Here is a 24,179-nt window from a genome sequence, read left to right on the forward strand (position 1 = left end):
CGGTTAGAGCCGACCTTTGGTCGGCTGCATTGGACGGTGAGGGTGCGTCGGTGGCCACAGCCGGGCAGAGCCCGGCTCTACGGGAATGTTGACGCCGCGCGGGTAGAGCCGACCGTTGGTCGGCTGCCTTGGACGGTGATGGTGCGTCGGTGGCCGCAGCCGGGCAGAGCCCGGCTCTACGGTAGGCTGACGCCGGTAGAGCCGACCGTTGGTCGGCTGCTCTGCGCGGTTACGTGGGGTCGGCTACTACCACCAGCGGCACGCCGCGCTGCGGGTGCTGCAGCACGATGACCGGCTGCTGGTACACGCGGCCGAGCGTGTCTTCGGTGAGCACCTCGGCCGGGGTGCCGTCGGCGGCCACCCTGCCCTGCTCCAGCAGCACGATGCGGTCGGCATGGCCGGCCGCGAGGTTCAGGTCGTGCAGCACCACGATCACGCAGGCGCCGGCATCGGCCAGGGCGCGCACGCTGCGCAGCGTGCGCTCCTGATGGCGCAGATCCAGTGCCGCAGTAGGTTCGTCCAGCAGCAGCAACGGCGTCTGCTGGGCCAGGACACGCGCAAAGGTGGTGCGCGCCGATTCGCCGCCGGACAACTGCTGCACCTCGCGTAGGCGCAGTGCCTGCAGTTCGGCCGCATCGAGCGCCTGCTCCACCTGCGCATCGTCCACCACCGGATCGGGCGGATGCGGCAACCGCCCCATCGCCACCACCTCCTCCACGCTGAAGGCGAACCGCACGCCGTGCTCCTGCGGCATCACCGCACGCTCGCGCGCGAGCGCGCCAGCGGTATAGCCCGGCAACGGACGCCCCTGCAGCAGCACCTCGCCGACGTCGGGCCGCAGATCCCCCGCCGCCACCGCCAGCAACGTCGACTTGCCTGCGCCGTTCGGCCCCACCAGCGCGGTCACCGTGCCAGGCACGAAATCCAGCGCGATGCCGTGCAGGATCTCGCGCTGCTGGCGGCGCACGATCACCCCGCGCATCTGCAGCAGCACGCTCATGGCGTGTCCTTGCGGCGCTGCTGCAGCACCAGCCACAGGAAGAACGGCGCGCCCAGCGCGGCCGAGAACAGGCCAAGCGGTATCTCCGCCGGCGGATCAAGCGTGCGCGCGGCGGTATCGGCAATGACGATCAGCACCGCGCCGAGGATGCCCGACACCGGCAACAGCCAGCGATGCCCGGGGCCGACCAGCATCCGCGCCACGTGCGGCACGACCAGGCCAACAAAGCTCACCGAGCCGGCGAAGGCCACCGCCGCGCCCACCAGCAGTGCGCTGAAGGCCACCAGGCGCCGCCGCGTGCGCGCCACGTCCAGCCCCAGGTGCTGCGCCTGGCGCTCACCGAGGGCCAGCATGTCCAGCGGGGTCGCCAGGCGCTGCAGCGCCAGCGCACCGATCGCGAAGAACGGCACCACCGCCACCACGTCGGCCCAGCTCGCGCGCGCCAGTGAGCCCATCTGCCAGAACACCAGCGACTGCAGCTCGCTCTCGCTGGCGATGTAGGTAAGGAAACCGATCAGTGCCGAACAGAACGCCGCCATCGCGATACCCACCAGCAACAGCGTGGCATTGCCACTGCCCTTGCCCGGCCGAGCCAGCGCGTAGGTCAGGCCGATGGCCAGCGCGCCGCCGACAAAGGCGGCCACGGGCACGATCCACCCCGCCGCCCCGGCCGCGCCCAGCACGATGGCGGCCACCGCCCCCAGCGCCGCGCCCTGGCTGACACCCACGATGCCCGGATCGGCCAGCGGGTTGCCGAACAGGCCCTGCAGGCTGGCACCGGCCATCGCCAGTGCAGCGCCGACCATCGCGCCCAGCAACGCGCGCGGAATGCGCAGTTGCCAGACCACCGCGAGATCACGGGCGCTGACCGAGTGCGGGTCCAGCAGCCCCAGCTTCACGCCGATCGCCTGCAGCACCTCCAGCGGCGGCAAGCGCAACGGCCCCACCGCGAACGAGGCGAGCACGGCCAGCAGCAGCGCCGCCGCAGCCAGCAGCAGCATGCCTCGGCCGCGGCGACGACGGCGATCGGCAGGACTCATGCCGGCGGCAGCGCCGCCAGCGCCTTGGCCAGCGCAAGCGCGCCTACGCCGGACCCGACGCTCGCGTACTTGAGCTGCACGTCGGGCATCACCCAGACGCGGTTGGCCTGCCCGGCCGGGGTCTGCCTGAGCGTGGGATAGGCCTTCCACAGGCCCTCTGCCCCGCCGAACAGCGCCAGATCGTGCTCGGTCACCAGAATCACCTCCGGTGCCGCCGCGACCACGCCTTCATTGCTCAATGCCGAGTAGTTCGCCACGCCGGCTTCGGTGCCGATGTTGACCCCACCGGCCAGTGCGATCAGCTTGGCCGACGCGCTGTCCGCACCGGCCACGGTCGGTGCGCCACCGGCACCGGTCGCCGAGACATGGATCACCCGCGCGGCGCGGCCGCTGGCCGTGCCGATGGCGGCGGCTTCATCCAGCTGCTGTTGTACCTCGCGGGCCAACTGCACACCCGCGTCGGCCAGACCGACGGCGGCGGCAATCTTGCGCACCTTGTCCGGCGCGGCCTGCAGGTCGTCGACCACCACTGCCGGCTCGCCGACCGCACGCAGCTTCTGCGCCAGTTCGGTATGGCGGCGCAGGCTGTTGCCCAGGAACAGCGAGCCCTGCAGGCTCAGCACGCCCTCCACACCGGTGGTGCGGTTGAACAGGAACTGGTGCGGCGCGGCGCGACCACTGGCCGTGGTGGTGTTCTTTGGTGCCGCAAACACCTGCTTGCCCAGTCCCAGCGCATCGAGCACGGCGATCACGTCATCGCCGCCCACAATGATCCTGCCGGTGTCATCGACCGTGACTGCGGCACCGTCATCGGACTGCACCGTGGCGGGCAATACGGCAGCCTGCCCGACCAGGGTCGGCAGCGCCCCGCCATCCACACGCTTCCAGCCCGCCGGCAAGGCGCCGGCATCGTCGGCCGCCGTCGCCGAGGGCGCCGCGTCGGCCGTGCTCGCCGCCGGCGGCGTCGCCGTTCCACCACAGGCCGTCAATGCCACGGCCAGCGCAAGCGGCAGCAGCCGCACGGAACCCATCGTCTTCATCGTTGCTCCTCTGGCAGGGCGGCCATTGGCCGCCCTGCACGGTACTTACGGCTGGCGCAGCGCCAGGCGGGTGATGCGGTCGCCCTTGGGGTCTTCGACGCCACGCGACTTGTTCACGGCAAAGACGTTGCCCTTGCCATCCGCACGCACATGGTTGGGGAAGGTGCCGCCGTCGAGGTTGCCGACGATCTTTCCGTCGCCGTTGACCACGGTCACCGTGCCGGCACCGCGATTGGTCACATACGCCAGGCCGGAGACCGGCTCGAAGGCCACGTTGAGCGCGCCTGCACCCACCGGCACGTCATGCAGCACCTTGCCACTGGCCACATCGACGATCAGCAGGTTGTCGGTGCCCTGCGAGGCCACGAACAGGCGATCGTTTTTCGCATCGTAGGCAACACCGGAGGCGCTGATCGAATTGCCGAGCGCGATGACCTTGTCGACCTTGCCGCTGGCCACATCGATCACGGCCGCTTCCGGCGTGCCGATGCTCACGGTGAACAGCTTGCCGCTGGCCTCATCGAGCACCAGGCTCATCGGCACGAACTTCTCGTCGTCCACGCCGGACGCCAGCGTGATCGGCTCCAGCGCCTTGAAGGTTTTCGCATCGAACACCGACAGATGGTCTTCGCCGGTGGCCGAGGCGATCACCTTGCCGCGCTTGGCGTCCACGACCACGTCGCGCGCGTGCGGCACGGTGCCGACCGGGAACTGGTGCACCAGGCCCAGATCCGACTGCCGGTACACGGCCACGGTGTCCTGGCGGGTGTTGGTCACCCACACGTTGCCATTGGCATCGTCCACGCCCACGCCATACACGGCGAACACGCTGCCGCCCTTGGCGTCGGGCACCTGCGCCGGGGTAATCGCCTTGATCACCTTCAGGCTCTTCGGGTCCACCTTGAGCAGCTGCGACTGGGTCACCGGCGGGCGACCGACCGCCGAGGTGACGAACACGGCGTTGCTCGCCGGGCTGTAGGCGCTCTGGTACAGCCCCTGCACCAGCTTTGCCGAGGCCTGATTGAAGGCCTGCTGGCCGCTCAGCGGCAGGTTCGGCGACACCCGCAGCGACAGCACGGCGGCCGCAGCCGGCTGGCTGGCGCGCACCACCACCGGGTGCTGGCCGGGCACCGCGTCGGCCGGAATGGCGACGGTTGCCTTGAAGTTGCCCTGCGCATCGACCACGTACGGCGTCGCGTTGAGCACGGTGTCGCCGCGCAGCAGCGTCACCTGCTGGCCCGGCACGAACTGGCGGCCGGTCACTTCGGCCTGGGTACCCGGCACCACGTTCTCGCCGCGGCTGCTGACCTGGCCGCGGAAGCCGTTGGCGGGGGTGTCGAACACCGGCTGCGCGAATGCGCTGCTGGTAGCCATCGACAGCGCAAGAGCCAGCGTGGCCAGGCGCGGCAGGGAGTTGAGTTTGTACATGGCAGAAACCTTCTGTTGGGGGCGCGCATCCGGCGCGTTGTCACAGGGATTGCCTCGGCGTGGCCGCGAACCGTTGCGGCGGTGGCACGGGGCCACGGGTCTGCCTGGGTAGGGAAAAATCAATCGTCGGTGTTCGTCGTTGGCGTCGTCGCAGGTGTCGCGCTGCGGTCGGCGATGCCGTACAGCGCGGTGAGCGTGGCCGTCAGCGACGCCGGCAGCATCGGGCCGTGGCCCAGGCCGGCGAACTCGCGATAGCTCACCTGCAGGCCAGGCACCTTGGCGAGGCGTCCACTCAACTGGTAGGCAGCGTCCGGCGTGGCTCCGGCGATGCGGCGCAGGTGCGCCACCACGCGGGGGTTGGTCAGATCGCGTACGCCGCGGTTGCCGCTGCGCTCGTCGCCGCCCAGCATCAGGGTGAGCTGCGCCGGGGTGCCGCGGTAGGTGTCGAGGAACTGCTGCTCCATCGCCCCCTGCGGCGCGCCTTGGCTCCACCACAGCGAGGGGCTGGCACTGATGTAGTGCTGGAATGCGGTCGGATGCGTGTACAGCGTGCTGAGCACGAACAGGCCGCCCAGCGAATGGCCCCACAGCGACTGCTGCGTCGTATCGATGCGCGTGCGGCGCTGCACCTCGGGTTTGATGCGCTGTGCGATCACCTGATAGAACGCCGCCGCCCCGCCACCACTGGACTGCGCGACGCCGTTCTCGTCGTCGGCCGTATCGACCCAGGCCGTGTAATCCAGGGTGCGCGACGGGGAGTCGATACGCAGGTCGTTGTCGTAGCCGATGAACACCAGCACGGGCGCCTTGCCAGCGGCCAGTTCGCTCAGCATGCCCTGGTCGAAGACCATCGCTGCTGCGTTGCCGTCGAGCATGTAGAGCACCGGTGCCGGCACCGAGGCGGCCTTGGTCGGCACGCCCAGGTTGACCCGCCAGCGACGCGCATGATCGGGACTGTCGATCACGAAACGTTCGAAGCGATAGCCCTGCGCAGGCTCGTCGAGCACGGTCGAGCCCACCTTCTGCAGCGGGTTGCGCTGCTGCGCGGCAACGGGCGTCGAGAAGGACACGCCCAGCGCGACCACGATCCCGGCCACGCGCAACCAGGGAAACACCGGAGCATTCAAGGGTATGGAGCGGATCTTCATCACACGAGTGTAACGCAAATGCGAATGGGTATCACTGGCAACGCGGCAGTTTGCATGCGCTCGACACCCCGCATTCACCCCAACATCACATCTGCAGGCGCACTACTGCGCGCGTCCACCCGGGGGGCCCGGGAGCTCACCCCTTCATGCGTCGAGATGACGCGGAGCGGCAGAGTCCCGAGGCGCGGCTGGCAGCGAAACGGAACAACTCTCCGAACTATGCATCGGTCGTTCTTGTCCATCAGGAGCCCGTCATGTCATTCGCGCACCCGCTTTCCGCCCCGCGCACCGTCGGCCGGAACACCCGCCCCCTCCAGCGCTTCACGTGCCTTGCCGCTGCCATCGCCGCCGGCCTGCTGTTTGCGCAGTCCGCCGCCGCGCAGGCGGTGGAGGTGCAGCCTGACCGAACCCTTACGGTGAGACCCGGCAGCCCGAATGAACTGCGTGACTTCAGCGTGTATGGCACCCTCAACGTTCTCGGCGCACGCATAGGTGCAGTCCAAACGCGGCGCGGCAGCGGCGCAGACCAAACGCAGCGCGGCAGCGGCGCGATTGTCACGCTCGATGGGGCCACTGCCCGTGGCAGAGTCGCCTCTTACCATGCGACGGTGACGGTCCGGAACTCGGTCATCGACACCACCGCCCTGGGTGCCGGTTCCAGCGGCTATGCCACCATCACCCACGGGCTGGGGAACGGCCCTGCCAGCGACCCCCGAAGTGTCCTCACCCTCATCGACAGCCAGATCAGGGGGGCCACCGGCGCAGTGCAGTTCGCCGCCGGGGGCATCGTCACCGCGCAGGGCAGCACGCTGACCGGCGGCATCAATGGCGCACGCGCCATTGCAGGCTCCGCCGAGTTCCGCGCGGGCTCCAAGGTCATCGGCGGCACCAACGGCCTGCTGATGACGGTCACGGCGACCAACCAGCCCATCAATTCCACGCCCGATGAGTGGTACGTGCTCGTCGATGGCAGCACCGTGCAGGGACAGACGGGCAGCGCCATCCGGGTCAACCCCAACCTGACGCCGGAACTTGCACGCATCACGGTCCAGAACGGCGCAACACTGCTGGGTGGCAACGGCAACCTGGTCGAAGTGGCCGCCAATGCAACGCTCGACTTTACCGCCCGCACCAGCACGCTGTCGGGCGATTTTGTCCTGGATGCCGCCGCCGGCGACACCACCCTGCGCTTTCTCGACGCGCTGCAGCTGACGGGCCGCGTGCGGGGGGCGGCAGACGTCATCGTTGACCAGGGCGGCCGCTGGACCCTCAGCGGGGACAGCAATACGGGCAACCTCACCCTGGGCGCGGGCAGCCACATCCTGCTGGGCGGAACGGGCCAGTTCGCACACCTCACCGTTGCCGGCAACTACATCGGCCAGGGTGGCACGCTGCACTTCAACACCGTGCTTGCCGACGATGCGGCCGACACATCCGCGTTGCGCGTGACCGGTGCGACGGGCGGCACCACGCAGGTCGCCGTGACCAACATCAACGGCGCCGGCGCCCAGACCGTCAACGGCATCCGCCTGGTACGGGTCGAAGGTGCGTCCAATGGCCAGTTCGTCCTGCAGGGGCGTGCCGTCGGTGGCATGTACGAGTACTTCCTGCACAAGGGCACCGATGCCGCGCCGACCAATGGCAACTGGTACCTGCGCTCGACGTACTCCGGCAATCCCTGCGACATCAACCCGGATGCGCCGGGTTGTGTGCCGGTGATACCGGTTGATCCGGTTGATCCGGTTGATCCGGTCGATCCGGTCGATCCCGTTGATCCGGTTGATCCCGTTGATCCCGTTGATCCCGTTGATCCGGTTGATCCAGTTGATCCAGTTGATCCAGTCGATCCAGTCGATCCGGTTGACCCGGTTGACCCGGTTGACCCCGTTGATCCGGTCATCCCGGTAATCCCGGTTGATCCTGTCGAGCCGGTTGATCCGGTCGAACCCATTGACCCTGACCCCGCCGACCCCGTTCCGGTGCTCCGCCCCGAACCGGGCGCCTACCTGGCCAACCAGGCAGCGGCTGTGCAGATGTTCCAGCTGCGCCGCCATGACCGCGGCGCCCCGGGGCTGGATGGCGAAAGCAACGGCACCTGGATCCGGGCCACGCGCGATCAGCTGCAGGCCACCATCGCCGGCCAGGTGGATACCACCACCCACACCGATGCAGTGCACCTGGGCACCGACCTGTGGCGGTGGGGCCAGGGCGGGCGTGGCCAGCTCGGGCTGATGCTGGCCACCGGCCAGGCACGAACCGAGGCGCGCTCGCTGCTGTCCGGCTACCGCACCCGCGGCAAGGTCCGCGGCGACGCGGCCGGCCTGTATGTGGGCTGGGTGCAGGACAGCGACAGCAGTCGTGGCGCGTACGTGGATGCCTGGGCCCAGTACGCGCGCTTCGACAACGAGGTGCAGGGCGACAGCCTGACGAAGGAAACCTACGACGCCCGCAGCCGCAGCGCATCGTTGGAAGCAGGCTACGCGTGGCGCCTGCACGGCTCCGATGAGGGCGAGGTTTACCTGCAGCCGCAGGTGCAGCTGGTCTACACCGATATCACCAGTGATCGCGTGCAGGAAGCCAACGGCACCCTCGTCGAAGACGATACCGCCGGCGGCCTCCAGACGCGCGTGGGGCTACGCCTGTTCGGCAATCGGATGGGAGCGGGCAACCGGGTCCAGCCGTTCCTCGCGGTGAACTGGCTGCACAGTTCCCGCGCCGAAGCGCTGCGCTTCAATGCCGAGCGTCTCGATGCCGATCTTCCCGACAGCCGCTACGAAGCGCAGGCCGGCGCGCAGCTGCAGCTCGGCCAACGCTGGCTGGCCTGGGGCGACCTGCGGGTTCAGCGGGGCAACAACGGCTATCGCGATGCCGCCGCGCAGATTGGCCTGCGGGCGGCGTGGTGATTGTGGCCGCCCGCAGCGCGCACGCGCTCCGGGCGGCATCCGCCCCGGCCACGTGGGCCGGACATCGCGGATTGCCTGCTGCAACGGGCGCTTATTCTTCGGCGTCCTGCCCACCCTGCTGACCGCCGCGCTCGCGCTTCTGGTCGGCCTGCTCCTGTTGCTGCTGGCCCTTGCCCGGTGCGTCGCGATCCTGCTGGCTCTGCTGGCCCTGCTGCTCCTGCGGGCGCTTCTGCTCCTGCGGGTTCTGCTGGTTCTGCTGCGGATTCTGCTGGTTTGCCATGATGCTGCCTCCGGTGCCCGGCATCGCGTGTGATGCCGGTGAATCCACCCTAGGTTGGCCTGCGTTACCTGCATGTGCGTTGCGGCATCGCGACGTAGACGCTGCCCACATGTGCGTAAACAATTCAGAACAGCGTGCGTGCACGTTCACGCCCCAGTGCGGAAACGTCACGGTGCCGCAACACGAGGGGCGTAGGCGCCGCGTTACTGCACCGCCTCGGCCTGCCACGCAGCCACCTTGCCGCGCACCTGCGCCAGCAGTGCATCGAGCGCCTTGCGGTCGTACACCTGCCCACGCAGCACCACGGTGTCGATCGCGCGCGTGGCGGTGATGTCGTCGAGCGGATTGCGCGCCAGCAGCACCAGGTCGGCAGCCTTGCCTTCACCCACGCTGCCGTAGCGGTCCAGCGTGCCAAACCACGCCGGGCCGGCGCGGGTGGCCGCGGAGAGCGCCTGCGTCGGGGTCAACCCTTCCTTGACGAACAGCGCCAGTTCCTCGTGCAGCCCGATGCCCGGGTAGTTGAACGAGTTGAGGAAGCCGGCATCGGTACCGGCCATGACGGTCACGCCCGCCTGCTGCAGCATCGGCAGCACGGCGGCCACCTGGTGGTACTCGCGATGCCGCGCCTCGATCTGCGCCGGCGTTGCCTTGGCCGCACGCTCCACGCGCCAGGCGTAGGTGGCCTGCAGCTTCGGACCGATGTAGGCCAGGTAAGGATCGTGCGCGTGATCGTCCTGATCGAGGAAATCAAGAATGCGCCCGCCGTTGAGCGTCGGGGTGACGTACACGCCCTTGGCCGCGAAGCCGCGATACGCCGCCATCGCGGTATCGCGATCAAAGCCGGCGTCGAGCCGTCGGTTGGCTTCCGCACGATCGATGCGCTTGGCGGCGAAGTCGGCCGCGATGGCCGCTTCGTCCTTGACCCCTGCCTTGTACGCATAGTCGAGGTGCTCGATCGAGCTGATCCCGGCATGCACCGCCTGCTGCACGGTCAGCGCCATCGGGATATGGCCCGATGCACGCAGTCCGTTGGCACGCGCGCCGCGCACGGCGGCGAGGAACAGGTCCGGGGTGAGCGTGCTGTCGGTGATCTTCACGAAATCGACCTGGTCGCGCTTGAGCCGCACGAACGCGGCATCAAGATCGGCCTGGCTGCCCACCTCGATGGTGCCCTTCCAGACCGGCTTGATGCCTTCGATCTTGGCCCCCGAGGTGAACAGCTGCGGGCCCGCCAGTTCGCCACGGCGGATCTGCCCGCGCCACGCCAGCACCTGTTCCGGCAGATCGCCGGAGGCGTCACGCACGGTGGTGATGCCGTGCGCGATATACAGCGGCAGCAGCGCCTTGTTCTCCTCGATCAGCGCCGGACCGCCACCGAAATGGACATGCATGTCCCACAGGCCGGGAATCAGGTAGCGCCCCCTGCCCTCGACCCGGCGCGATGCCGTCCAGGCCTTGGCGATGGCACGGTCTTCGCCGACCGCGACGATGTCCTCACCGCGCACCACCACCGTCTGGCCGGGAATCGTGCGGCCGTGTTCGACGTCCACGATGGTGGCGTGCTGGATCATCAGGTCGGCATGTTCGGCCGCGATGGCGGGCGCGGACAGCGTGAGCAGGACAGGCAGGGCAAGGCGGAAAGTGGCGTTCATGGCAACCGGAAAAGAAGACTCCCCGGCACCTTAAAGCGCCGGGGAGACCATTCACCAGTTAAATTTTGCACTGCTGCATATTCAGCGACCCACTGGGCTCATGCCTCGCCCTGCATCGCCGGGCGCGCCTGCACCTGCGCCAGCCAGGCCTGCACATGCGGATGCGCGTCCACCGAAGCGCCCTCGTACGTGCCGTAGCCGACCACCTGGGCCACCACCAGGTCCACCAGCGAGTAGGCCGGGCCGAGCATCCACGGCTGCGCCGCCAGGCGCGCGTCGAGGATGTCGAGCAGGTGCCGCGCATCCTGCAGTGCTGCGGCCGCGTGGTCGGCACTGCGCAGCGGGCCATCCATCGTCGCCAGCCGCAGCCCGTGGAGGGTCGCCATGTAGGTCACGTAGGCCCATGCGCACCAGGACATCGCCTGCAGGCGCTCCGGCGTGTCCTCGGCCGGCCACAACCCCTTGGCCACACCGAAGCGCGCGCCCAGCCACAGGTGGATGGCCAGCCCCTCGAAGATCGGGGTGCCGTCCACCACCAGGCACGGCACCTTGCCGTTGGGATTGATCGCCAGATACTCCGGCGTGCGCTGCTCGCCGTTGCGGATGTCGATGCGCACGCGGTCGTGCGGGACCTCCAGCTCGGCCAGCGCGCAGGCCACTGGGGTGGCGCTGGACATGGGGTGCCAATAGAAGACAAGGGACATGGAAAACTCCTGGGTCAGGGAAGGGTGGAAGGTGCGCCACCGAAGGGCTTGCACCGCCAACACAGGCTAGCCACCATTGCGGACAGCTTCTGTCCTCGATAAGCGGCACCCTGCCCCCATGCTCACCACGTCCGCCCGCCTGCTGCGCCTGCTCGCGCTGCTGCAATCCCGCCCGCACTGGACCGGCGCCGGCCTGGCCGAGGTCATGACGGTGCACCCGCGCACCCTGCGCCGCGACATCGACCGCCTGCGCGCACTTGGCTACCCGATCCAGGCCAGCAGCGGGGTCGCCGGCGGTTACGCGTTCCGCGCCGGCCGCGCGCTTCCGCCGGTCCTGCTCGACGATGAAGAGGCCCTCGCTGCGGCACTGGCCCTGCGCACCGCCGTGACCGGCACCATCAGCGGCATCGAGCAGACCGCGATCACCGCGCTGGTCAAACTGGAACAGGTGATGCCGCCGCGGCTGCGCCGGCGACTGGACGCGCTGCGCGCCACCATCCTGCCGCTGGACCAGCGTGGCCCGCTGGTGGATGCCGCCCTGCTCGCCACCCTGGCCGGCGCGTGCCGTGACCAGCTGCACGTGCATTTCGACTATGCCGACCAGAAGGGCCAGCCCAGCCATCGCTGCGTCGAGCCGCACGGCGTGGTCAACGCCGAACGCCGCTGGTATCTGGCGGCGTGGGACACCGCCCGTACGGACTGGCGCACCTTCCGCATCGACCGCATTACCTCCACGCCCGTCATCGGCGCGCACTTCCGGCCGCGCCCCGGTCCCGAGGGTGGCGATCTGCGCGCCTTCGTCGACCGCGCGCTGTCGCTGGGTGGCCGCGGCGACGGCGCGGAGGTGATCCTGCATGCGCCGCTGGAAGCCATGCGGCAGTGCATCCCAGCGTCGGCCGGCACCCTCGAGGCGGTGGATGCGCAGCGCTGCCTGCTGCGCTGCGCCGCCCATCCGATGGGGGCGGTGGTGTATTGGCTGCTCGCCCTGGAGCTGGAGTTCGAGGTGGTCGGGCCACCTGCGTTGCGCGAGCGCCTGCGCGAGGCGGGCGCGCGCGTGGCGCGCAGCCTGGCGGGCACCGGCACAGACGCCAACCGCTAGCGGTGCCGCCATTTGCCGGCAGCCAGCCCCCATGCTAGAACGCAGGCCCATGCCGAAGATGGATGCCACCATGCCCGCCAGTGCGAAACCGAATCGAACGCTGTTCGACCTGGATCTGCTGAGGGCGATGGTCACGGTCGCCGATTGCGGCAGTTTCACCACGGCCGCCGCGCGCCTGCACTCCACGCAGTCAACCGTCAGCCAGAAGATCCGCCGGCTGGAAGACATGGCCGGGCATGCGCTGTTGATCCGGGCCAATCGCGATGTTCACCCCACCGACGCCGGCCAGACCCTGCTCGCACATGCGCGACAGATGCTCGCGCTCAATGAGCAGCTCGTTGAGGCGCTGGCGGGCGCAACGGTGGCGGTCACCGTCCGCCTCGGCGTGCCCGAGGATTTCGTCAACGCCCGCGTCACCCAGCTGCTGGGGGCGTTCAACCGCCGGCACCCGCAGGTGAAGCTGGAGGTGACCAGCGGCCTGAGCCGCGATCTGGCCAACGGCTACGACCACGGCGAACTGGACCTGGTGCTGGTCAAGCAGCGCCGGCATGCCCGCGCCGCCAACGCCTGCTGGCCCGAGACGATGCGCTGGGTGGACAGTGCCCGCAGCCCCTGTTTCCAGCAGGATCCGGTGCCGCTGGTGACCTTTCCGCCGCGCGGTCTTTACCGTGACGAGCTGATCGACGCGATCGAGGCACTGGGGCGCCGCTGGCGCATCGCCTTCACCAGCTCAAGCCTTGGCGGCATCCAGGGCGCGGTGGCCGACGGCATGGGGATCAGCCTGCTGCCGGCCCGCGCGGTCACCCGTGAGCACACCCCGCTGGGCGCCCGCCAGGGACTGCGCACGGTGGACACCATCGAAATCGCGATGCTGCACCGGGCCACCGCCGACCCGCTGGTGCTGGAACTGGCGAGCCGCCTGGCCAGGCTTCTGGAACGCCCGTCACGCTGACGCGATCACGCATCTGCATCGTCCCGATGGGTGCAGATGCGAAGTGCTTCCTGCACAAGGCGCAAGCACCTGGACAGTGACCAACACCCCCTTTAGCACATAGGAATCGTCCTAAAGTCACCATCAGGCGTCTCGGGGATCGGGCGGAAAAGGGAGAATGTGTCACCTCCCAGATCGCGCGACTCCCTTGTCCAACGACATCCTGATCGCATGAACGGACACCCCGCCGGCGCCACACTGAAGATCGCCCTGCTGGACGATCACGATGTCGTCCGCCACGGCACCCGCATCCACCTGTCCAACGACTGGCGGTTCTCGGTTGTCGGGAGCCACGGGCACAGCAGCGCATTGCTGGCCACGCTGGCGAGCCAGCATGTGGACATCGCCATCGTCGACTACGCGCTGTCGGCCACCGACGTGGAGGGACTGGCGGTGGTCCGGCAGATCCGTCAACGCCATCCACGGATGGGCGTGCTGATGTTCTCGGCGCACGTCAACCGGGTGATCATCAGCAGCGCACTTCACGCCGGGGCCAATGGCGTGGTGACCAAGAACGACCGCCTGGACGAGCTTGCCCGCGCGATCGTGCAGATCGCGCAGGGCGACACCTACATACCGCCCGAGTATGGCGACGAACCGGACGAGAGCCACCTGTCCAACGCCGAGCGCGAGGTGCTGCAGCTGTGCATGACCGGCATGACGGTGTCGGAGATCGCGCTCAAGCGCCACCGCAGCATCAAGACCATCAGCACCCAGAAGCACGCTGCGTTCCGCAAACTGGGCCTGCGCAGCGACGGCGACCTCTACACCCTGCGGCACCAGCTGGGCAACCTGTGAAGCCGGCGTTGGCCTGCTGGCTCCTGCTGCTGGCGGCAGGATGCTCGCGCGATGCGGCCGACACCTCCACCGACGGCCCGCGCGACGTGAACGTGGCGGTGGATCCGGCTCAGCGCAACATCCTCTCCGCGCCGGATGCGCCGGCCAGGGACGCCAATCTGGCCGACGGGTATGCGCAACTGGTCGCCACCCATACCGGCCTGCGCTTCATCGAACGCCAGCAGCCGGATTTCAACAGTGCCGTGCAGTCCATCTGCGATGGCACGACCGATGTGATGCTGCTGGTGGGCCCGCTCGACGAGCACCCGTGCAGCGGCCTGCTGCTGTCCAGTTCGTACTACCGCGGACGCGCGGTACTGGCCGTCCGGCGCGGCATCACCGTGCCGGCCACGCTGGAGGAGATGACCACACAGCGGATCAGCCTGGTAAAGGGCGGCCGGCACGAGGCATGGATGCGCCGGCACCGCCCCAACGTCCAGCTGGTTCCCCTGCCCGACCTGCGCGCGGCGTTGGCGGCGGTGGAGGCCGGTGCCGTGGATGCGAGCATGGGCCTGGATGCGACAACCCATCCGATCGTGCGCCGCGACTACGCCGGCAGCATGACGCTGCAGCTCCTGCCGGAGACGGTGCCGGCGAGCCTGCACCTGCTGATCCACGAGCGGAACCGGGACATCAAGCGACGCATCGAACTGGCGATGGCCGCCATCACGCTTGAACAGCACACCCAGCTGCTGCATCACTGGTCGCAGGCCACCCATATGATGCCGCCGACCTCGACGGCGGTGCTGCACCACTTTCGCTGGGCGCTGATCAGCATCGTCTGCGCCGTGCTCATCCTCGCCGCCGCCACCCTCTGGCTGCATGTCGCCCAGCGTGCCGCGCTGCGCTCGCAACGCCGCCAGGCGCGCTTCATCGGCGTGATGAGCCACGAAGTACGCAATGCCAGCCAGGCACTGGTCAGCACGATCGACCTGCTGGGGCAGTCGCGGCTGGACCAGACGCAGCGGCACCTGGTGGATGCCGCCCATGCCGCGGGCGCCGGCCTGCGCAGCCTGCTGGGACATGCCCTGGACTACTCGCGCATGCGCAGCGGGCGATTCCAGCCTTCCGTAGGCAGCCATGACACGCAGGCCCTGGCGCGGCAGTGCGTGATGTCGGTGCGCCCGCTCGCCGAGCAGAAGGGGTTGACCCTGGTACTGAATGTAACGCCCGACCCCCTGCCCACGCTGATGGTGGATGCCGGCAGCGTTCGCCAGCTCCTGAACAACCTGCTGGGCAACGCGCTGAAGTTCACCCAGCACGGCCGCGTGGTGGTGGCGCTGGTGCTGCAGTCATCGGGCGCCGGCATGCAGCTGCGCCTGAGTGTGAGTGACACCGGCATCGGCATCGCGCCGGACCGGTTGCCGCGCGTGTTCGAGGCATTCACCCAGGCCCACGATCCGGACGCGCAGGCGAGCGGCGGCGCCGGCCTGGGGCTGTCGATCTGCCGCGACCTCGCCCGCGCGCTCGGCGGCGAAATCCTGGCGCACAGCGAACCGGGCCAGGGCAGCCGTTTCGACGTCGTGCTGCCGGTGGCGCTGGCCAGCGACGCCGCCGGCGGCCCCGCCACCGCCCCGGCACCGGACCTGTCGTTGCCGCTGGCGATGCGCACGCTGCTGCTGGTGGAGGACCACGCCATCAACCGCGCGGTCGTGGCCGAGCAGCTGGCCGCGCTCGGCGCCCGCGTCACCTCAGTGGGCGAAGGCACAGCCGCCCTGGCCGCGTTCGCGATCACGCCGTTCGCCGCCGTGCTGCTGGATTGCGGCCTGGCCGACCTCAGCGGCTACCACGTCGCCACCACGATGCGTGACCTCGAGCGCCGCCTGGACCGTGCACCGTGCCGGATCGTGGCCTTCTCGGCCGCGCGCTCCTCCCGCCACACCACGCGCTGCCAGGACGCCGGCATGGACGCCGTGCTGTGCAAGCCCCTGCATACCGCCGACCTGCTGGCGGCGCTGCAGCTGCCCGACAGCCACACCCCCGGGCCGGCCTGCCTGCAACCACAGACCCTGCTGCTGGCGCGTTATGCCACATCGATGGAGGAGGATGCGGCGTCGCTGGCCCAGGCGATGGAAACTCGCACGCTGCCGGTACTTCGCTACCGCGCCCATCGGCTCGCCGGTGTGCTGCGCATCCTGGGGCATCCTGACCTCGCCGATGTCGCCAACGATCTGCACGAACTGGATGCGGATGACCCGGCGTTGTGGGCCGAGTCGGCGCGGCTGTGCGGCTACCTGCAGCCACGCATCGCCGCGCTGGCGGAGAGTGCGATCACTTCAGCTGCAGCGGGTACCGTTGCCACAGCACATGTACAAGAAATCCGGTGAGTTCCGGGTCCTTGCTGCTGATCGCCGCGCGGATCTTGTCCAGCAGCACCATGTCGCTGCAGCTGCGCACATCGGCGTGATCGGCCTGGCCGGCGCGGCGTGCACGGTAGCGCGCCGCGCGCTGGGCATCGGTCATGGCGTAGCCGAACGTGGGCGGACGGCCGCGCTTGCGCGGCAGCATCAGCTCCAGGGTGCCGGGGTCTTGTTCATCGCGCATGACGGACGAGGATGCGAACGGGGGCGCGCACGATATCGTGAGACATCACTTTAATCCAGCGTTTCGCGCGCTTTTTTTGCATCCGGCCGACGTCAACGCCATGCCTCGGCCACGCGCGCGCCCGCCCACACCAGCAGCATGCCGCCGGCCAGACTGATGCCGAGGTACAGCGGCACCATCGGACCGCGGTCGGCGCGGACGAAGACCAGGCTTTCGAGCATCATCGAGGAGAACGTGGTCAGACCGCCGACGATGCCCACGATCAGGAACGCACGCCAGTACACCGCCGCGCTGCCGCGACTCTGCAGCCAGATCAGCACGTAGCCGGCCACGAACGCGCCCACCAGGTTGACCGTCAGCGTGCCCCACGGAAAGCCGGTGCCGAACTGCCGCAGCATCGCATCGCCGATCAGAAAGCGCAGCGCGGCGCCCAGGGCGCCGCCCGCCATCACCAGCCCCAGCTGCTGCCACCAGACGGCCATGCCGCTCACCGCCCGGCGTCCTTCGCCGCGCGCGCCTCGGCCCGCGCGGCGCGCAGGCGGTCAAGCTTTTCCTTGAGCTTGATTTCCAGCCCGCGCGGCACCGGCTCGTAGTACACCCGTTCGCCCATCGCGTCGGGGAACCCGGTCTGGTCCAGGGCGATACCGCCCTCGGCATCGTGGTCGTACTGGTAGGTCTTGCCGTAGCCCAGCTCCTTCATCAGCTTGGTCGGCGCGTTGCGCAGATGCAGGGGCACTTCCTGGGTGCCGGTGTCCCGCACTTCCTGCCGGGCGCGGTTGAAGGCCGCATAGCCGGCGTTCGACTTGGCGGTGCTGGCCAGGTACAGCACCAGCTGCGCGAAGGCCAGTTCCCCTTCCGGGCTGCCCAGGCGCTCGTAGATATCCCAGGCTTCCAGCGCCATCGACTGCGCGCGCGGGTCGGCCAGGCCGATGTCCTCGATCGCCATACGGGTCAGGCGGCGTGCCAGGTAGGACGGATCACAGCCACCGTCCAGCATCCGCGTCAGCCAGTACAGGGCGGCATCGGGGTTGGAGCTGCGCACCGACTTGTGCAGTGCCGAGATCTGGTCGTAGAACTGCTCGCCGCCCTTGTCGAAGCGCCGGGTGCGGTCGGCCAGCACCTGCAGCAGCATCTCCGGCGTGATCCGACCGCCGTCGCCGCCGGCCAGTTCGGCCGCGATTTCCAGCAGGGTCAGCGCGCGGCGGACATCGCCATCGGCGGCCGTGGCGATCTCCAGCAGGGCGTCGGGCGATACGTCCACCGCCTCCCCGCCGAGGCCACGCTGATCGTCGCGCAGGGCGCGCTCGAGCGCCTCGACGATGTCGGCCGGCGACACCGCCTCAAGCACATGCACGCGGCACCGCGAGAGCAGCGCCGAGTTCAGTTCGAACGAGGGGTTTTCGGTGGTGGCCCCCACGAACACGATGGTGCCGCGCTCGATGTGCGGCAGGAACGCATCCTGCTGGGCCTTGTTGAAGCGGTGCACCTCGTCGACGAAGAGCACGGTGCGGCGGCCGTCGGCGAACCGCTGCGCAGCCTCGGCCAGCACCTGGCGCACCTCCGGCAACCCGGACAGCACCGCCGAGATCGCCCGGAACTCGGCGTCGGCATAGTGCGCCAGCAGCAGCGCCAGCGTGGTTTTGCCGCACCCCGGCGGCCCCCACAGGATCATCGAGTGCACGTGCCCGGACTCAACCGCCCGGCGCAGCGCGCTGCCCGGCGCGAGCAGACGCTTCTGCCCGACCATTTCGTCCAGTGTCTGGGGGCGCATCCGCTCGGCGAGCGGACGCATGTTGTCCCGATCCACGGTCAGCAGATCGGGCCCATTGAATGTCGTTCGGTTTCTGGCCACGCCCCATTCTACCGTGGCGGGCCGGATACCCTCACTCGCCGATGACGTCGGTGCCCTTGGCAGGCGTGAAGCTGAAGGTGCCGGCCGCGAAGCCCGGGTTGCGCTTCCAGCCGGTGAAGCTGATCACCGTGCGCTGGCCCACCGCATCCACCACTTCCATCCGCGCCAGGCCCTGGGCGTTGAAGCCGAGCGCGGCGTACTGGAAGGCAGTGTCGGTCTCGCGCTTGGGGGTCAGCGACAACCACTGCAGGCCATCGCGTGCGGCCGCTTCTTCGCTGACGTCGTACTGGCGGTCCAGCAGGGCCGGATTGATCAGGGCGGTCAGCGGGCTGTTCTGCTCTTCCTGGCCCTGCGCACGCACCGTGGCCTGTTCCAGGTCCGGCTCATACACCCAGACCTTCTTGCCATCGGCCACGATCAGCTGTGCGTGCGGCTTGATGTACTCCCAGCGGAACAGACGCGGGGCCGACAGAGCGACACGGCCACTGGTGGTTTCCTTGACCTTGCCCTTGCTGTCGAACACCTGCTGGCTGAACTGGCCATCCAGCCCCTTCAGGCCCTGGGTGAACCGGTTGAGCTCGTCGCGGGCACCCGCCCATGCAGTGGCCGAGCCTACGCTGGCGCAGACCAGGGTGGCGGCGACGAGGTAGCGACGGAGCGTGGTGTGCATGCGGGTATCCGGACGTAGGAATGGGATGGAGCCAGTGTGCCCATTCAATCCTGAATGGGCGATCAGGCGGCCATTATGCGCTGCGCCGCCCGTGGCGTCTCCTTCCACAGGCCACCACGTCGCCTGCGGATTGCTGCACCGCAACATGTTGCATGGACGGCACGCGGATCGCCCCTCACCCTGCCTTCCCTGCTGCGCCCTGCCCCGTGCAGCCGCACACCCACAGACATCCGTCCCCGCAGTGCAAAGCATTCTCGATCGACTTGACGCCCAGGAGCGCATGCTCCACGCCCTCCGGGGCCACATCACCGGACTGGACCACGCCCTTCGCCTGCTGCTGGCCGGGTGCCCGGACATCCACATCATCCGCGCGGCGTGGGAGGACATCGCGATCGACATGCTGGCGCGCACCGATCCGTCCGAACCGGCGCTCTACCGCCACGCGCTGGACCAGTGCATGGCCCGCATCGCCGACCAGCTCAATGTCGCCACGATCCAGCGCGCGACCCATGCCAACGCCTGATCCGCCTGCTCAGGGCGAGGCCTGCACCGTGCCGAGGTCGCCGTACACCACCTGCCCGCGGAAGCCGCGCCGGACCTGCTGGTACAGCGCGCGGAACGCCGGATAGTCCGCCGGCTGGCAGAGCGCATCGGCACCCCGCACCGCACGCTGGTGCAGCCGGTGGTGCACACGGATGACCTGGCCCTCGCGTGACCAGTCCACCTGGTACTCACCCGCCGCATTGCCGAACTGCTGGCTGCGCGGGATCGCCACGATCGGCACCCCGTCCGGAAACACCAGCCGGTAGGTTTCCTCGCGCAGGCTGTCGTTGCAGTAGAACGGCGTGGCGTTCTGCACCGCGGACGTATTGGCATACAGATCCCGGAACGACTCGGCGCCTGGGGCATCGGGCAGCTTCATGCCGCCCACCACGCTGAAATCCACGTAGTCCTCGGCCTTGAAGTCGTAGCGGTAGTTGAACGGCCGGGTCAGATCCTGCGGATCGCCCAGCAGGGTCAGCGACCCGCTGCCATCAAAGCCGGACGAGGCCATGATCGACTCTTCCACCCGCGTGCGGTTCTGTGCGTTGAGCCGTGCGAACGACCCGCGCATGCCGATCTCGGCCACCTCGCCGGGCACCTGCTGCGTCTGCCCGACCAGGTTGCCGCTGCGGTCGAATTGGAACGCCACCGACAACGCCAGGCCGTTGCGGCGGGCGTCGTTGTCCGGCGTGCGCGCCAGCGCCGCCTGGCGGGTATGCAGCACCGGCGCGCCGAGGTCGCCTTCCGGCAACTGCCCGAAGCGCGCGTACGGCGTGGTCGAGTCCAGGTACAGGTCGAACTCGGGCACGTAGGTGATGGCGTGATTGAAGCGGCCGAGCAGCGGAATCTCCGGCAGACTCGGCCCGCCGCCCGCGCCGATCAGCACCGGGGTGCTGTCGATGCCGCGCGCGGCCAGCAGCGCTTCGAGGATCACCACGTGGTCCTTGCAGTCGCCGTAGTGGTTGTCGAGGATGCTCTGCGCCGGATTCGGCTCCAGCCCACCGTTGCCCAGATAGACCGCCACGTAGCGGATGTTCTGCGCCACCCAGCGATAGAGCGCCGCGGCCTGCTCGCGCCGGTCATCGATGCCGGCCGTGAGCTGGTCGGCCAGCGCCTGGATCCCCGGGGTGACCTTCGCCGCCTCGCCGCCCTTCACCTGGTAGGACCGCCCCACCTGCGCCCAGTCCTGGTAAGTGCTGGCCATGATGCTGGGACTGAACTCCCATGCCGCCGCCGTCCAGTTCTGCGCCTGCAGCGCCTCGGCGCGCCGGTAACGCCATGCCCAGTGTGCGACGCCGTCGCGGATGCGCGGGGCCTGGCTGCCCTGCACGCCGCGCTGGCGCACCTGCATCGGCAGTGCGGCCGGCGCCGTCAGGGTGACCTGGGCATCGTCATACTGGGTAAACACACTGAAGGTCTCCCACAGGCCGAAGTAGCCCGGGAAATACGGCGTGTTCTGCACGCGCCGGGTGCGGTAGACCACGCGCGTGCCGGGGGCCAGGTTGGGGAACACCACCACCCGCACCTTGCGGTCGGCGTACATCGCCGCCGCTGCGCTGGAGTAGCTTTCCTGGGTGTAGATGCGGTCGGCGGGCACATCGCGGCGCTGGCCGTCGGCGGTGAGCGTATAGGCCTCCAGCACGTCCAGCGTTTCCATCTTCTCGCTGTAGCTCAGGCGCACCTGGCTGAACTGCTCGACCGCCGCCTTGGTCTTGAGCAGGATCTCGTACGCCTCGGTCTGGGTGCTGCCCGCATCGGCACGCACCTCGTAATCGGCGCGGTACCGCACGAAGCTGAAGTTGGTGGTGGCCTCGGCATCCTGGCCGGCCACCGGCGCCCCGGCCGCCGGCGTCGTCCCGGCCGCGACCGGGAACGACAGCGCCAGCAGCAGGCCCAGCGTTGCCCACGACATGCTCGTCATGACGGAATCCTTTCGCGGCGACCGGCAGACGCCGTGCTGCGGTTACTTCGGAGGGGGCGGCGCCAGCACGCTGCGGTCGCCATTGTGCTCGGGCGGGCTGACCACACCGGCCGCTTCCATCGCCTCGATCAGGCGGGCGGCACGGTTGTAGCCGATCTTCAGTCGACGCTGCACGCCGGAAATCGAGGCGCGGCGGGTTTCGGTGACGATCCGCAGGGCTTCGTCATACAGCGGGTCGGACTCGTCGCCGGCACCGCCACTGGCCTCGGGCAGGCCGCCCGGGCCCACCACCACGCCATCGCCCATCATCTGCACTTCGTCGAGCACGCCGCTGATGTAGTCGGCCGGCCCGCTGGCCTTGAGGTGCTCCACCACGCGATGCACTTCCTCGTCGGAGACGAAGGCGCCGTGGACGCGGTCCGGCAACGCCGTGCCCGGCGGCAGGTACAGCATGTCGCCGTGGCCGAGCAGGGTTTCCGCACCGGACTGGTCCAGGATGGTGCGTGAGTCGATCTTCGAGCTGACCTGGAAACCGATACGGGTCGGGATGTTGGCCTTGATCAGGCCGGTGATCACGTCCACCGACGGGCGCTGCGTGGCCAGGATCAGGTGGATGCCGGCGGCACGCGCCTTCTGCGCCAGACGCGCGATCAGTTCTTCGACCTTCTTGCCGACGATCATCATCATGTCGGCGAATTCGTCGATGAAGATGACGATGAAGGGCAGCGTCTCCAGCGGTCGCGGCGCTTCGCCGAGCTCGGGGTTGGGCTTGAACAGCGGGTCCATCATCGGCTGCCCGGCGTCCTGGGCATCCTTGACCTTCTTGTTGAAGCCGGCCAGGTTGCGCACGCCCACCGCGCTCATCAGTTTGTAGCGGCGTTCCATTTCGGCCACGCACCAGCGCAGGCCGTTGGCGGCCTCCTTCATGTCGGTCACCACCGGCGCCAGCAGGTGCGGGATGCCCTGGTAGACACTCAGTTCGAGCATCTTCGGGTCGATCATCAGCATCCGCAGGTCTTTCGGCGAGGCCTTGTACAGCAGGCTCAGCACCATCGCGTTGACCGCCACCGACTTGCCCGAGCCGGTGGTGCCGGCCACCAGCAGGTGCGGCATGCGCGCCAGGTCGGCCACGGTCGGGCGGCCGGCAATGTCCTTGCCCAGCGCCAGGGTCAGCACGCTGGCCGACTTGTCGTACTCCTTGGAGCGCAGCAGTTCGGACAGGTAGATCATTTCGCGGGTCACGTTGGGGATTTCCAGCCCCACCACCGACTTGCCCGGAATCACATCGACCACACGCACCGACTTCACCGACAGGCCGCGGGCGATGTCCTTGTCCAGCGAGCTGATCTGGCTGACCTTGATGCCCGGCGCCGGCTCGATCTCGAAGCGGGTGATCACCGGGCCCGGATAGGCACCCACCACCTGGGCCTCGATGCGGAAGTCCTTGAGCTTGAACTCGATCTGGCGCGACAGGGTCTCCAGCGTTTCCTCGTCGTAACCCTTGGGCTGCGGCTTGGGGTCGTCCAGCAGCGCCAGCGGCGGCACGTCCGACCCATCGCCGTTGACGCCGCGGAACATCGGGATCTGGGTTTCGCGCTTGGCGCGGTCGCTCTTCTCCAGCACCGGCTCGGGGCGCGGCTCGATCTTGACCGGCTCACGCTTGGCGCGCACCTCGGCATCGACCTTGCGCACTTCCTGGCGCTCCTCGCGCAGCGCACGGGTCTGCTGCCACTCGGTGGCCTGCTCTTTCTTGCGGTTGAGCAGCGGCGGCAGCGCCAGCACGGCGCGGCCGATCTTCTCCATCACGGTGAACCAGGACAGACCGGTGGCCAGCGTGATCGAGGCCAGCAGCAGCACCAGCACGAACAGGTTTGCGCCCAGCTCGCCGAACCCGACGGTCAGGGAGGTGCCGACCAGCTTGCCGAGAATGCCGCCTGCGCTGGCCACGTCCACCTGGTTGTACAGCCGCAGGTGCATGAAGCCGGTGCCGGCGATCAGAAAGCCGACCAGGCCGATCAGGCGCAGCGCCGGGTCCAGGTCATGCTCGCCCTTGCCTTCGCGCTTGAGCCCGAACATGGCGATCCACGCCAGCGCGCCCAACACGACCGGCAGCACGAAAGCGATGTAGCCGAACAGCTGCAGCAGCACATCGGCCACCCAGGCGCCGACCCGGCCGCCCATGTTGTGCACCGGCGCGACCACGCTGCCGGTATGCGACCAGCCCGGATCGGTCGCCGAATAGGTGAACAGACTGGCCACCAGATACAGCAGGGCCGGCGCCACGGCGATCACGCCAAGATCCCGCCACAAACGCTGCCGGCGCGGATTGTCCGCGCTCGCGGCCTTGCGCGACGGCGCCTTGTTGTCGGGAGACTTGGATCGTTCCGGGACCTGTTTCGCCACCTTAGACCAGACCTTGGGAATGCACTGTTAGTGCTTGATAATAAACGACTCACCGCCCTGTCGATAGGTGCAGACCCAGGGCCGGCACCTCGGAACGGCCTCCAGACCGTCAAAACCCCGGCGC

Annotated in this window: 20 protein-coding genes; 6 read left to right on the forward strand and 14 right to left on the reverse strand. The window is 68.8% G+C overall.

Going from position 1 to position 24,179, the window contains the following annotated elements:
• Positions 1-229: 229 nt before the first annotated feature.
• From ACO6VK_RS13515 to ACO6VK_RS13535, 5 genes are all read right to left on the reverse strand, one after another.
• Positions 230-1,000, reverse strand: coding sequence for a heme ABC transporter ATP-binding protein (locus ACO6VK_RS13515; RefSeq protein ID WP_422507924.1), 771 nt, complete (start codon positions 998-1,000; stop codon positions 230-232).
• Positions 997-2,040 carry a FecCD family ABC transporter permease gene (locus tag ACO6VK_RS13520; protein WP_422507926.1) on the reverse strand — a complete coding sequence of 348 codons (1,044 nt, stop codon included), beginning with the start codon at positions 2,038-2,040 and terminating at the stop codon, positions 997-999. The genes ACO6VK_RS13515 and ACO6VK_RS13520 overlap by 4 nt, the downstream gene beginning before the upstream one ends.
• Positions 2,037-3,080, reverse strand: a complete 1,044-nt coding sequence (locus ACO6VK_RS13525; protein ID WP_422507928.1) for a heme/hemin ABC transporter substrate-binding protein — start codon at positions 3,078-3,080, stop codon at positions 2,037-2,039. Before ACO6VK_RS13525 ends, ACO6VK_RS13520 begins: the two co-directional genes overlap by 4 nt.
• 45 nt (positions 3,081-3,125) lie before the next feature.
• Positions 3,126-4,508 (reverse strand): ATP-binding protein, encoded by a 1,383-nt coding sequence (locus tag ACO6VK_RS13530; protein WP_422507930.1) that lies wholly within the window; start codon positions 4,506-4,508, stop codon positions 3,126-3,128.
• 119 nt (positions 4,509-4,627) lie between these two features.
• The gene (locus ACO6VK_RS13535) at positions 4,628-5,623 is read right to left on the reverse strand and encodes an alpha/beta hydrolase (RefSeq protein WP_422507932.1); all 996 of its coding nucleotides are present in this window, start codon (positions 5,621-5,623) and stop codon (positions 4,628-4,630) included.
• A gap of 83 nt (positions 5,624-5,706) precedes the next feature.
• Between ACO6VK_RS13535 and ACO6VK_RS13540 the strand changes: the two genes are divergently transcribed.
• Positions 5,707-8,559, forward strand: coding sequence for an autotransporter outer membrane beta-barrel domain-containing protein (locus ACO6VK_RS13540; protein WP_422507934.1), 2,853 nt, complete (start codon positions 5,707-5,709; stop codon positions 8,557-8,559).
• A 91-nt stretch (positions 8,560-8,650) separates the two neighbouring features.
• On the opposite strand, the gene ACO6VK_RS13545 is transcribed toward ACO6VK_RS13540, so the two are convergent.
• The 3 genes from ACO6VK_RS13545 to ACO6VK_RS13555 all read right to left on the reverse strand — a co-directional run bounded on the left by ACO6VK_RS13545 (position 8,651) and on the right by ACO6VK_RS13555 (position 11,195).
• Positions 8,651-8,839 (reverse strand): hypothetical protein, encoded by a 189-nt coding sequence (locus tag ACO6VK_RS13545; protein WP_422507936.1) that lies wholly within the window; start codon positions 8,837-8,839, stop codon positions 8,651-8,653.
• Between the two features lie 203 nt (positions 8,840-9,042).
• Entirely contained in the window at positions 9,043-10,491 is a 1,449-nt protein-coding gene (locus tag ACO6VK_RS13550; RefSeq protein WP_422507938.1) for an amidohydrolase family protein, read from the reverse strand.
• A gap of 98 nt (positions 10,492-10,589) precedes the next feature.
• Positions 10,590-11,195: a glutathione S-transferase family protein gene (locus ACO6VK_RS13555; RefSeq protein ID WP_411850982.1), complete on the reverse strand. Its 606-nt coding sequence runs from the start codon at positions 11,193-11,195 to the stop codon at positions 10,590-10,592.
• Between the two features lie 118 nt (positions 11,196-11,313).
• Here ACO6VK_RS13555 and ACO6VK_RS13560 point away from each other — a divergent pair, with 118 nt between their 5' ends.
• The 4 genes from ACO6VK_RS13560 to ACO6VK_RS13575 all read left to right on the forward strand — a co-directional run bounded on the left by ACO6VK_RS13560 (position 11,314) and on the right by ACO6VK_RS13575 (position 16,449).
• A complete protein-coding gene (locus tag ACO6VK_RS13560) occupies positions 11,314-12,294 on the forward strand; it encodes a helix-turn-helix transcriptional regulator (protein ID WP_422507940.1) in 981 nt (326 codons plus the stop codon).
• Positions 12,295-12,364: 70 nt separating this feature from the next.
• The gene (locus ACO6VK_RS13565; protein WP_422508098.1) at positions 12,365-13,246 is read left to right on the forward strand and encodes a LysR family transcriptional regulator; all 882 of its coding nucleotides are present in this window, start codon (positions 12,365-12,367) and stop codon (positions 13,244-13,246) included.
• Between the two features lie 210 nt (positions 13,247-13,456).
• Entirely contained in the window at positions 13,457-14,083 is a 627-nt protein-coding gene (locus ACO6VK_RS13570; RefSeq protein ID WP_422507942.1) for a response regulator, read from the forward strand.
• An 8-nt stretch (positions 14,084-14,091) separates the two neighbouring features.
• Positions 14,092-16,449, forward strand: coding sequence for an ATP-binding protein (locus ACO6VK_RS13575; protein WP_422507944.1), 2,358 nt, complete (start codon positions 14,092-14,094; stop codon positions 16,447-16,449).
• Here the strand turns inward: ACO6VK_RS13575 and ACO6VK_RS13580 are convergent.
• From ACO6VK_RS13580 to lolA, 4 genes are all read right to left on the reverse strand, one after another.
• Positions 16,394-16,666 (reverse strand): hypothetical protein, encoded by a 273-nt coding sequence (locus ACO6VK_RS13580; RefSeq protein ID WP_038688374.1) that lies wholly within the window; start codon positions 16,664-16,666, stop codon positions 16,394-16,396. The two genes, ACO6VK_RS13575 and ACO6VK_RS13580, sit on opposite strands and share 56 nt — an antisense overlap.
• Before the next feature lie 92 nt (positions 16,667-16,758).
• Positions 16,759-17,148: a fluoride efflux transporter CrcB gene (gene crcB, locus ACO6VK_RS13585; RefSeq protein ID WP_422508100.1), complete on the reverse strand. Its 390-nt coding sequence runs from the start codon at positions 17,146-17,148 to the stop codon at positions 16,759-16,761.
• Between the two features lie 5 nt (positions 17,149-17,153).
• Entirely contained in the window at positions 17,154-18,458 is a 1,305-nt protein-coding gene (locus ACO6VK_RS13590) for a replication-associated recombination protein A (RefSeq protein ID WP_422507947.1), read from the reverse strand.
• Between the two features lie 91 nt (positions 18,459-18,549).
• Positions 18,550-19,188 (reverse strand): outer membrane lipoprotein chaperone LolA, encoded by a 639-nt coding sequence (gene lolA / locus ACO6VK_RS13595; RefSeq protein ID WP_422507949.1) that lies wholly within the window; start codon positions 19,186-19,188, stop codon positions 18,550-18,552.
• Between the two features lie 280 nt (positions 19,189-19,468).
• Here lolA and ACO6VK_RS13600 point away from each other — a divergent pair, with 280 nt between their 5' ends.
• A complete protein-coding gene (locus tag ACO6VK_RS13600; protein ID WP_422507951.1) occupies positions 19,469-19,711 on the forward strand; it encodes a hypothetical protein in 243 nt (80 codons plus the stop codon).
• A gap of 9 nt (positions 19,712-19,720) precedes the next feature.
• Here ACO6VK_RS13600 and ACO6VK_RS13605 read toward each other — a convergent pair whose 3' ends face one another.
• Together ACO6VK_RS13605 and ACO6VK_RS13610 are read right to left on the reverse strand one after the other, a co-directional pair.
• A complete protein-coding gene (locus ACO6VK_RS13605) occupies positions 19,721-21,652 on the reverse strand; it encodes a DUF3857 domain-containing protein (protein WP_422507953.1) in 1,932 nt (643 codons plus the stop codon).
• 42 nt (positions 21,653-21,694) lie between these two features.
• Positions 21,695-24,055, reverse strand: coding sequence for a DNA translocase FtsK (locus ACO6VK_RS13610; RefSeq protein ID WP_422507955.1), 2,361 nt, complete (start codon positions 24,053-24,055; stop codon positions 21,695-21,697).
• Between the last annotated feature and the right edge of the window lie 124 nt (positions 24,056-24,179).

This window comes from Stenotrophomonas sp. GZD-301 (genome assembly GCF_049310345.1).
In the GTDB taxonomy this organism is placed as follows: Bacteria; Pseudomonadota; Gammaproteobacteria; order Xanthomonadales; family Xanthomonadaceae; genus Stenotrophomonas.

Bases quoted from the DNA above. Each gene is read 5' to 3' on its own strand.
- ACO6VK_RS13515 (WP_422507924.1), bottom strand. From the start codon at position 1,000: ATGAGCGTGCTGCTGCAGATGCGCGGGGTGATCGTGCGCCGCCAGCAG.
- ACO6VK_RS13520 (WP_422507926.1), bottom strand. From the start codon at position 2,040: ATGAGTCCTGCCGATCGCCGTCGTCGCCGCGGCCGAGGCATGCTGCTG.
- ACO6VK_RS13525 (WP_422507928.1), bottom strand. From the start codon at position 3,080: ATGAAGACGATGGGTTCCGTGCGGCTGCTGCCGCTTGCGCTGGCCGTG.
- ACO6VK_RS13530 (WP_422507930.1), bottom strand. From the start codon at position 4,508: ATGTACAAACTCAACTCCCTGCCGCGCCTGGCCACGCTGGCTCTTGCG.
- ACO6VK_RS13545 (WP_422507936.1), bottom strand. From the start codon at position 8,839: ATGGCAAACCAGCAGAATCCGCAGCAGAACCAGCAGAACCCGCAGGAG.
- ACO6VK_RS13550 (WP_422507938.1), bottom strand. From the start codon at position 10,491: ATGAACGCCACTTTCCGCCTTGCCCTGCCTGTCCTGCTCACGCTGTCC.
- ACO6VK_RS13555 (WP_411850982.1), bottom strand. From the start codon at position 11,195: ATGTCCCTTGTCTTCTATTGGCACCCCATGTCCAGCGCCACCCCAGTG.
- ACO6VK_RS13560 (WP_422507940.1), top strand. From the start codon at position 11,314: ATGCTCACCACGTCCGCCCGCCTGCTGCGCCTGCTCGCGCTGCTGCAA.
- ACO6VK_RS13565 (WP_422508098.1), top strand. From the start codon at position 12,365: ATGCCCGCCAGTGCGAAACCGAATCGAACGCTGTTCGACCTGGATCTG.
- ACO6VK_RS13570 (WP_422507942.1), top strand. From the start codon at position 13,457: ATGAACGGACACCCCGCCGGCGCCACACTGAAGATCGCCCTGCTGGAC.
- ACO6VK_RS13580 (WP_038688374.1), bottom strand. From the start codon at position 16,666: ATGCGCGATGAACAAGACCCCGGCACCCTGGAGCTGATGCTGCCGCGC.
- crcB (WP_422508100.1), bottom strand. From the start codon at position 17,148: ATGGCCGTCTGGTGGCAGCAGCTGGGGCTGGTGATGGCGGGCGGCGCC.
- ACO6VK_RS13590 (WP_422507947.1), bottom strand. From the start codon at position 18,458: ATGCGTCCGCTCGCCGAGCGGATGCGCCCCCAGACACTGGACGAAATG.
- lolA (WP_422507949.1), bottom strand. From the start codon at position 19,188: ATGCACACCACGCTCCGTCGCTACCTCGTCGCCGCCACCCTGGTCTGC.
- ACO6VK_RS13600 (WP_422507951.1), top strand. From the start codon at position 19,469: ATGCTCCACGCCCTCCGGGGCCACATCACCGGACTGGACCACGCCCTT.
- ACO6VK_RS13605 (WP_422507953.1), bottom strand. From the start codon at position 21,652: ATGACGAGCATGTCGTGGGCAACGCTGGGCCTGCTGCTGGCGCTGTCG.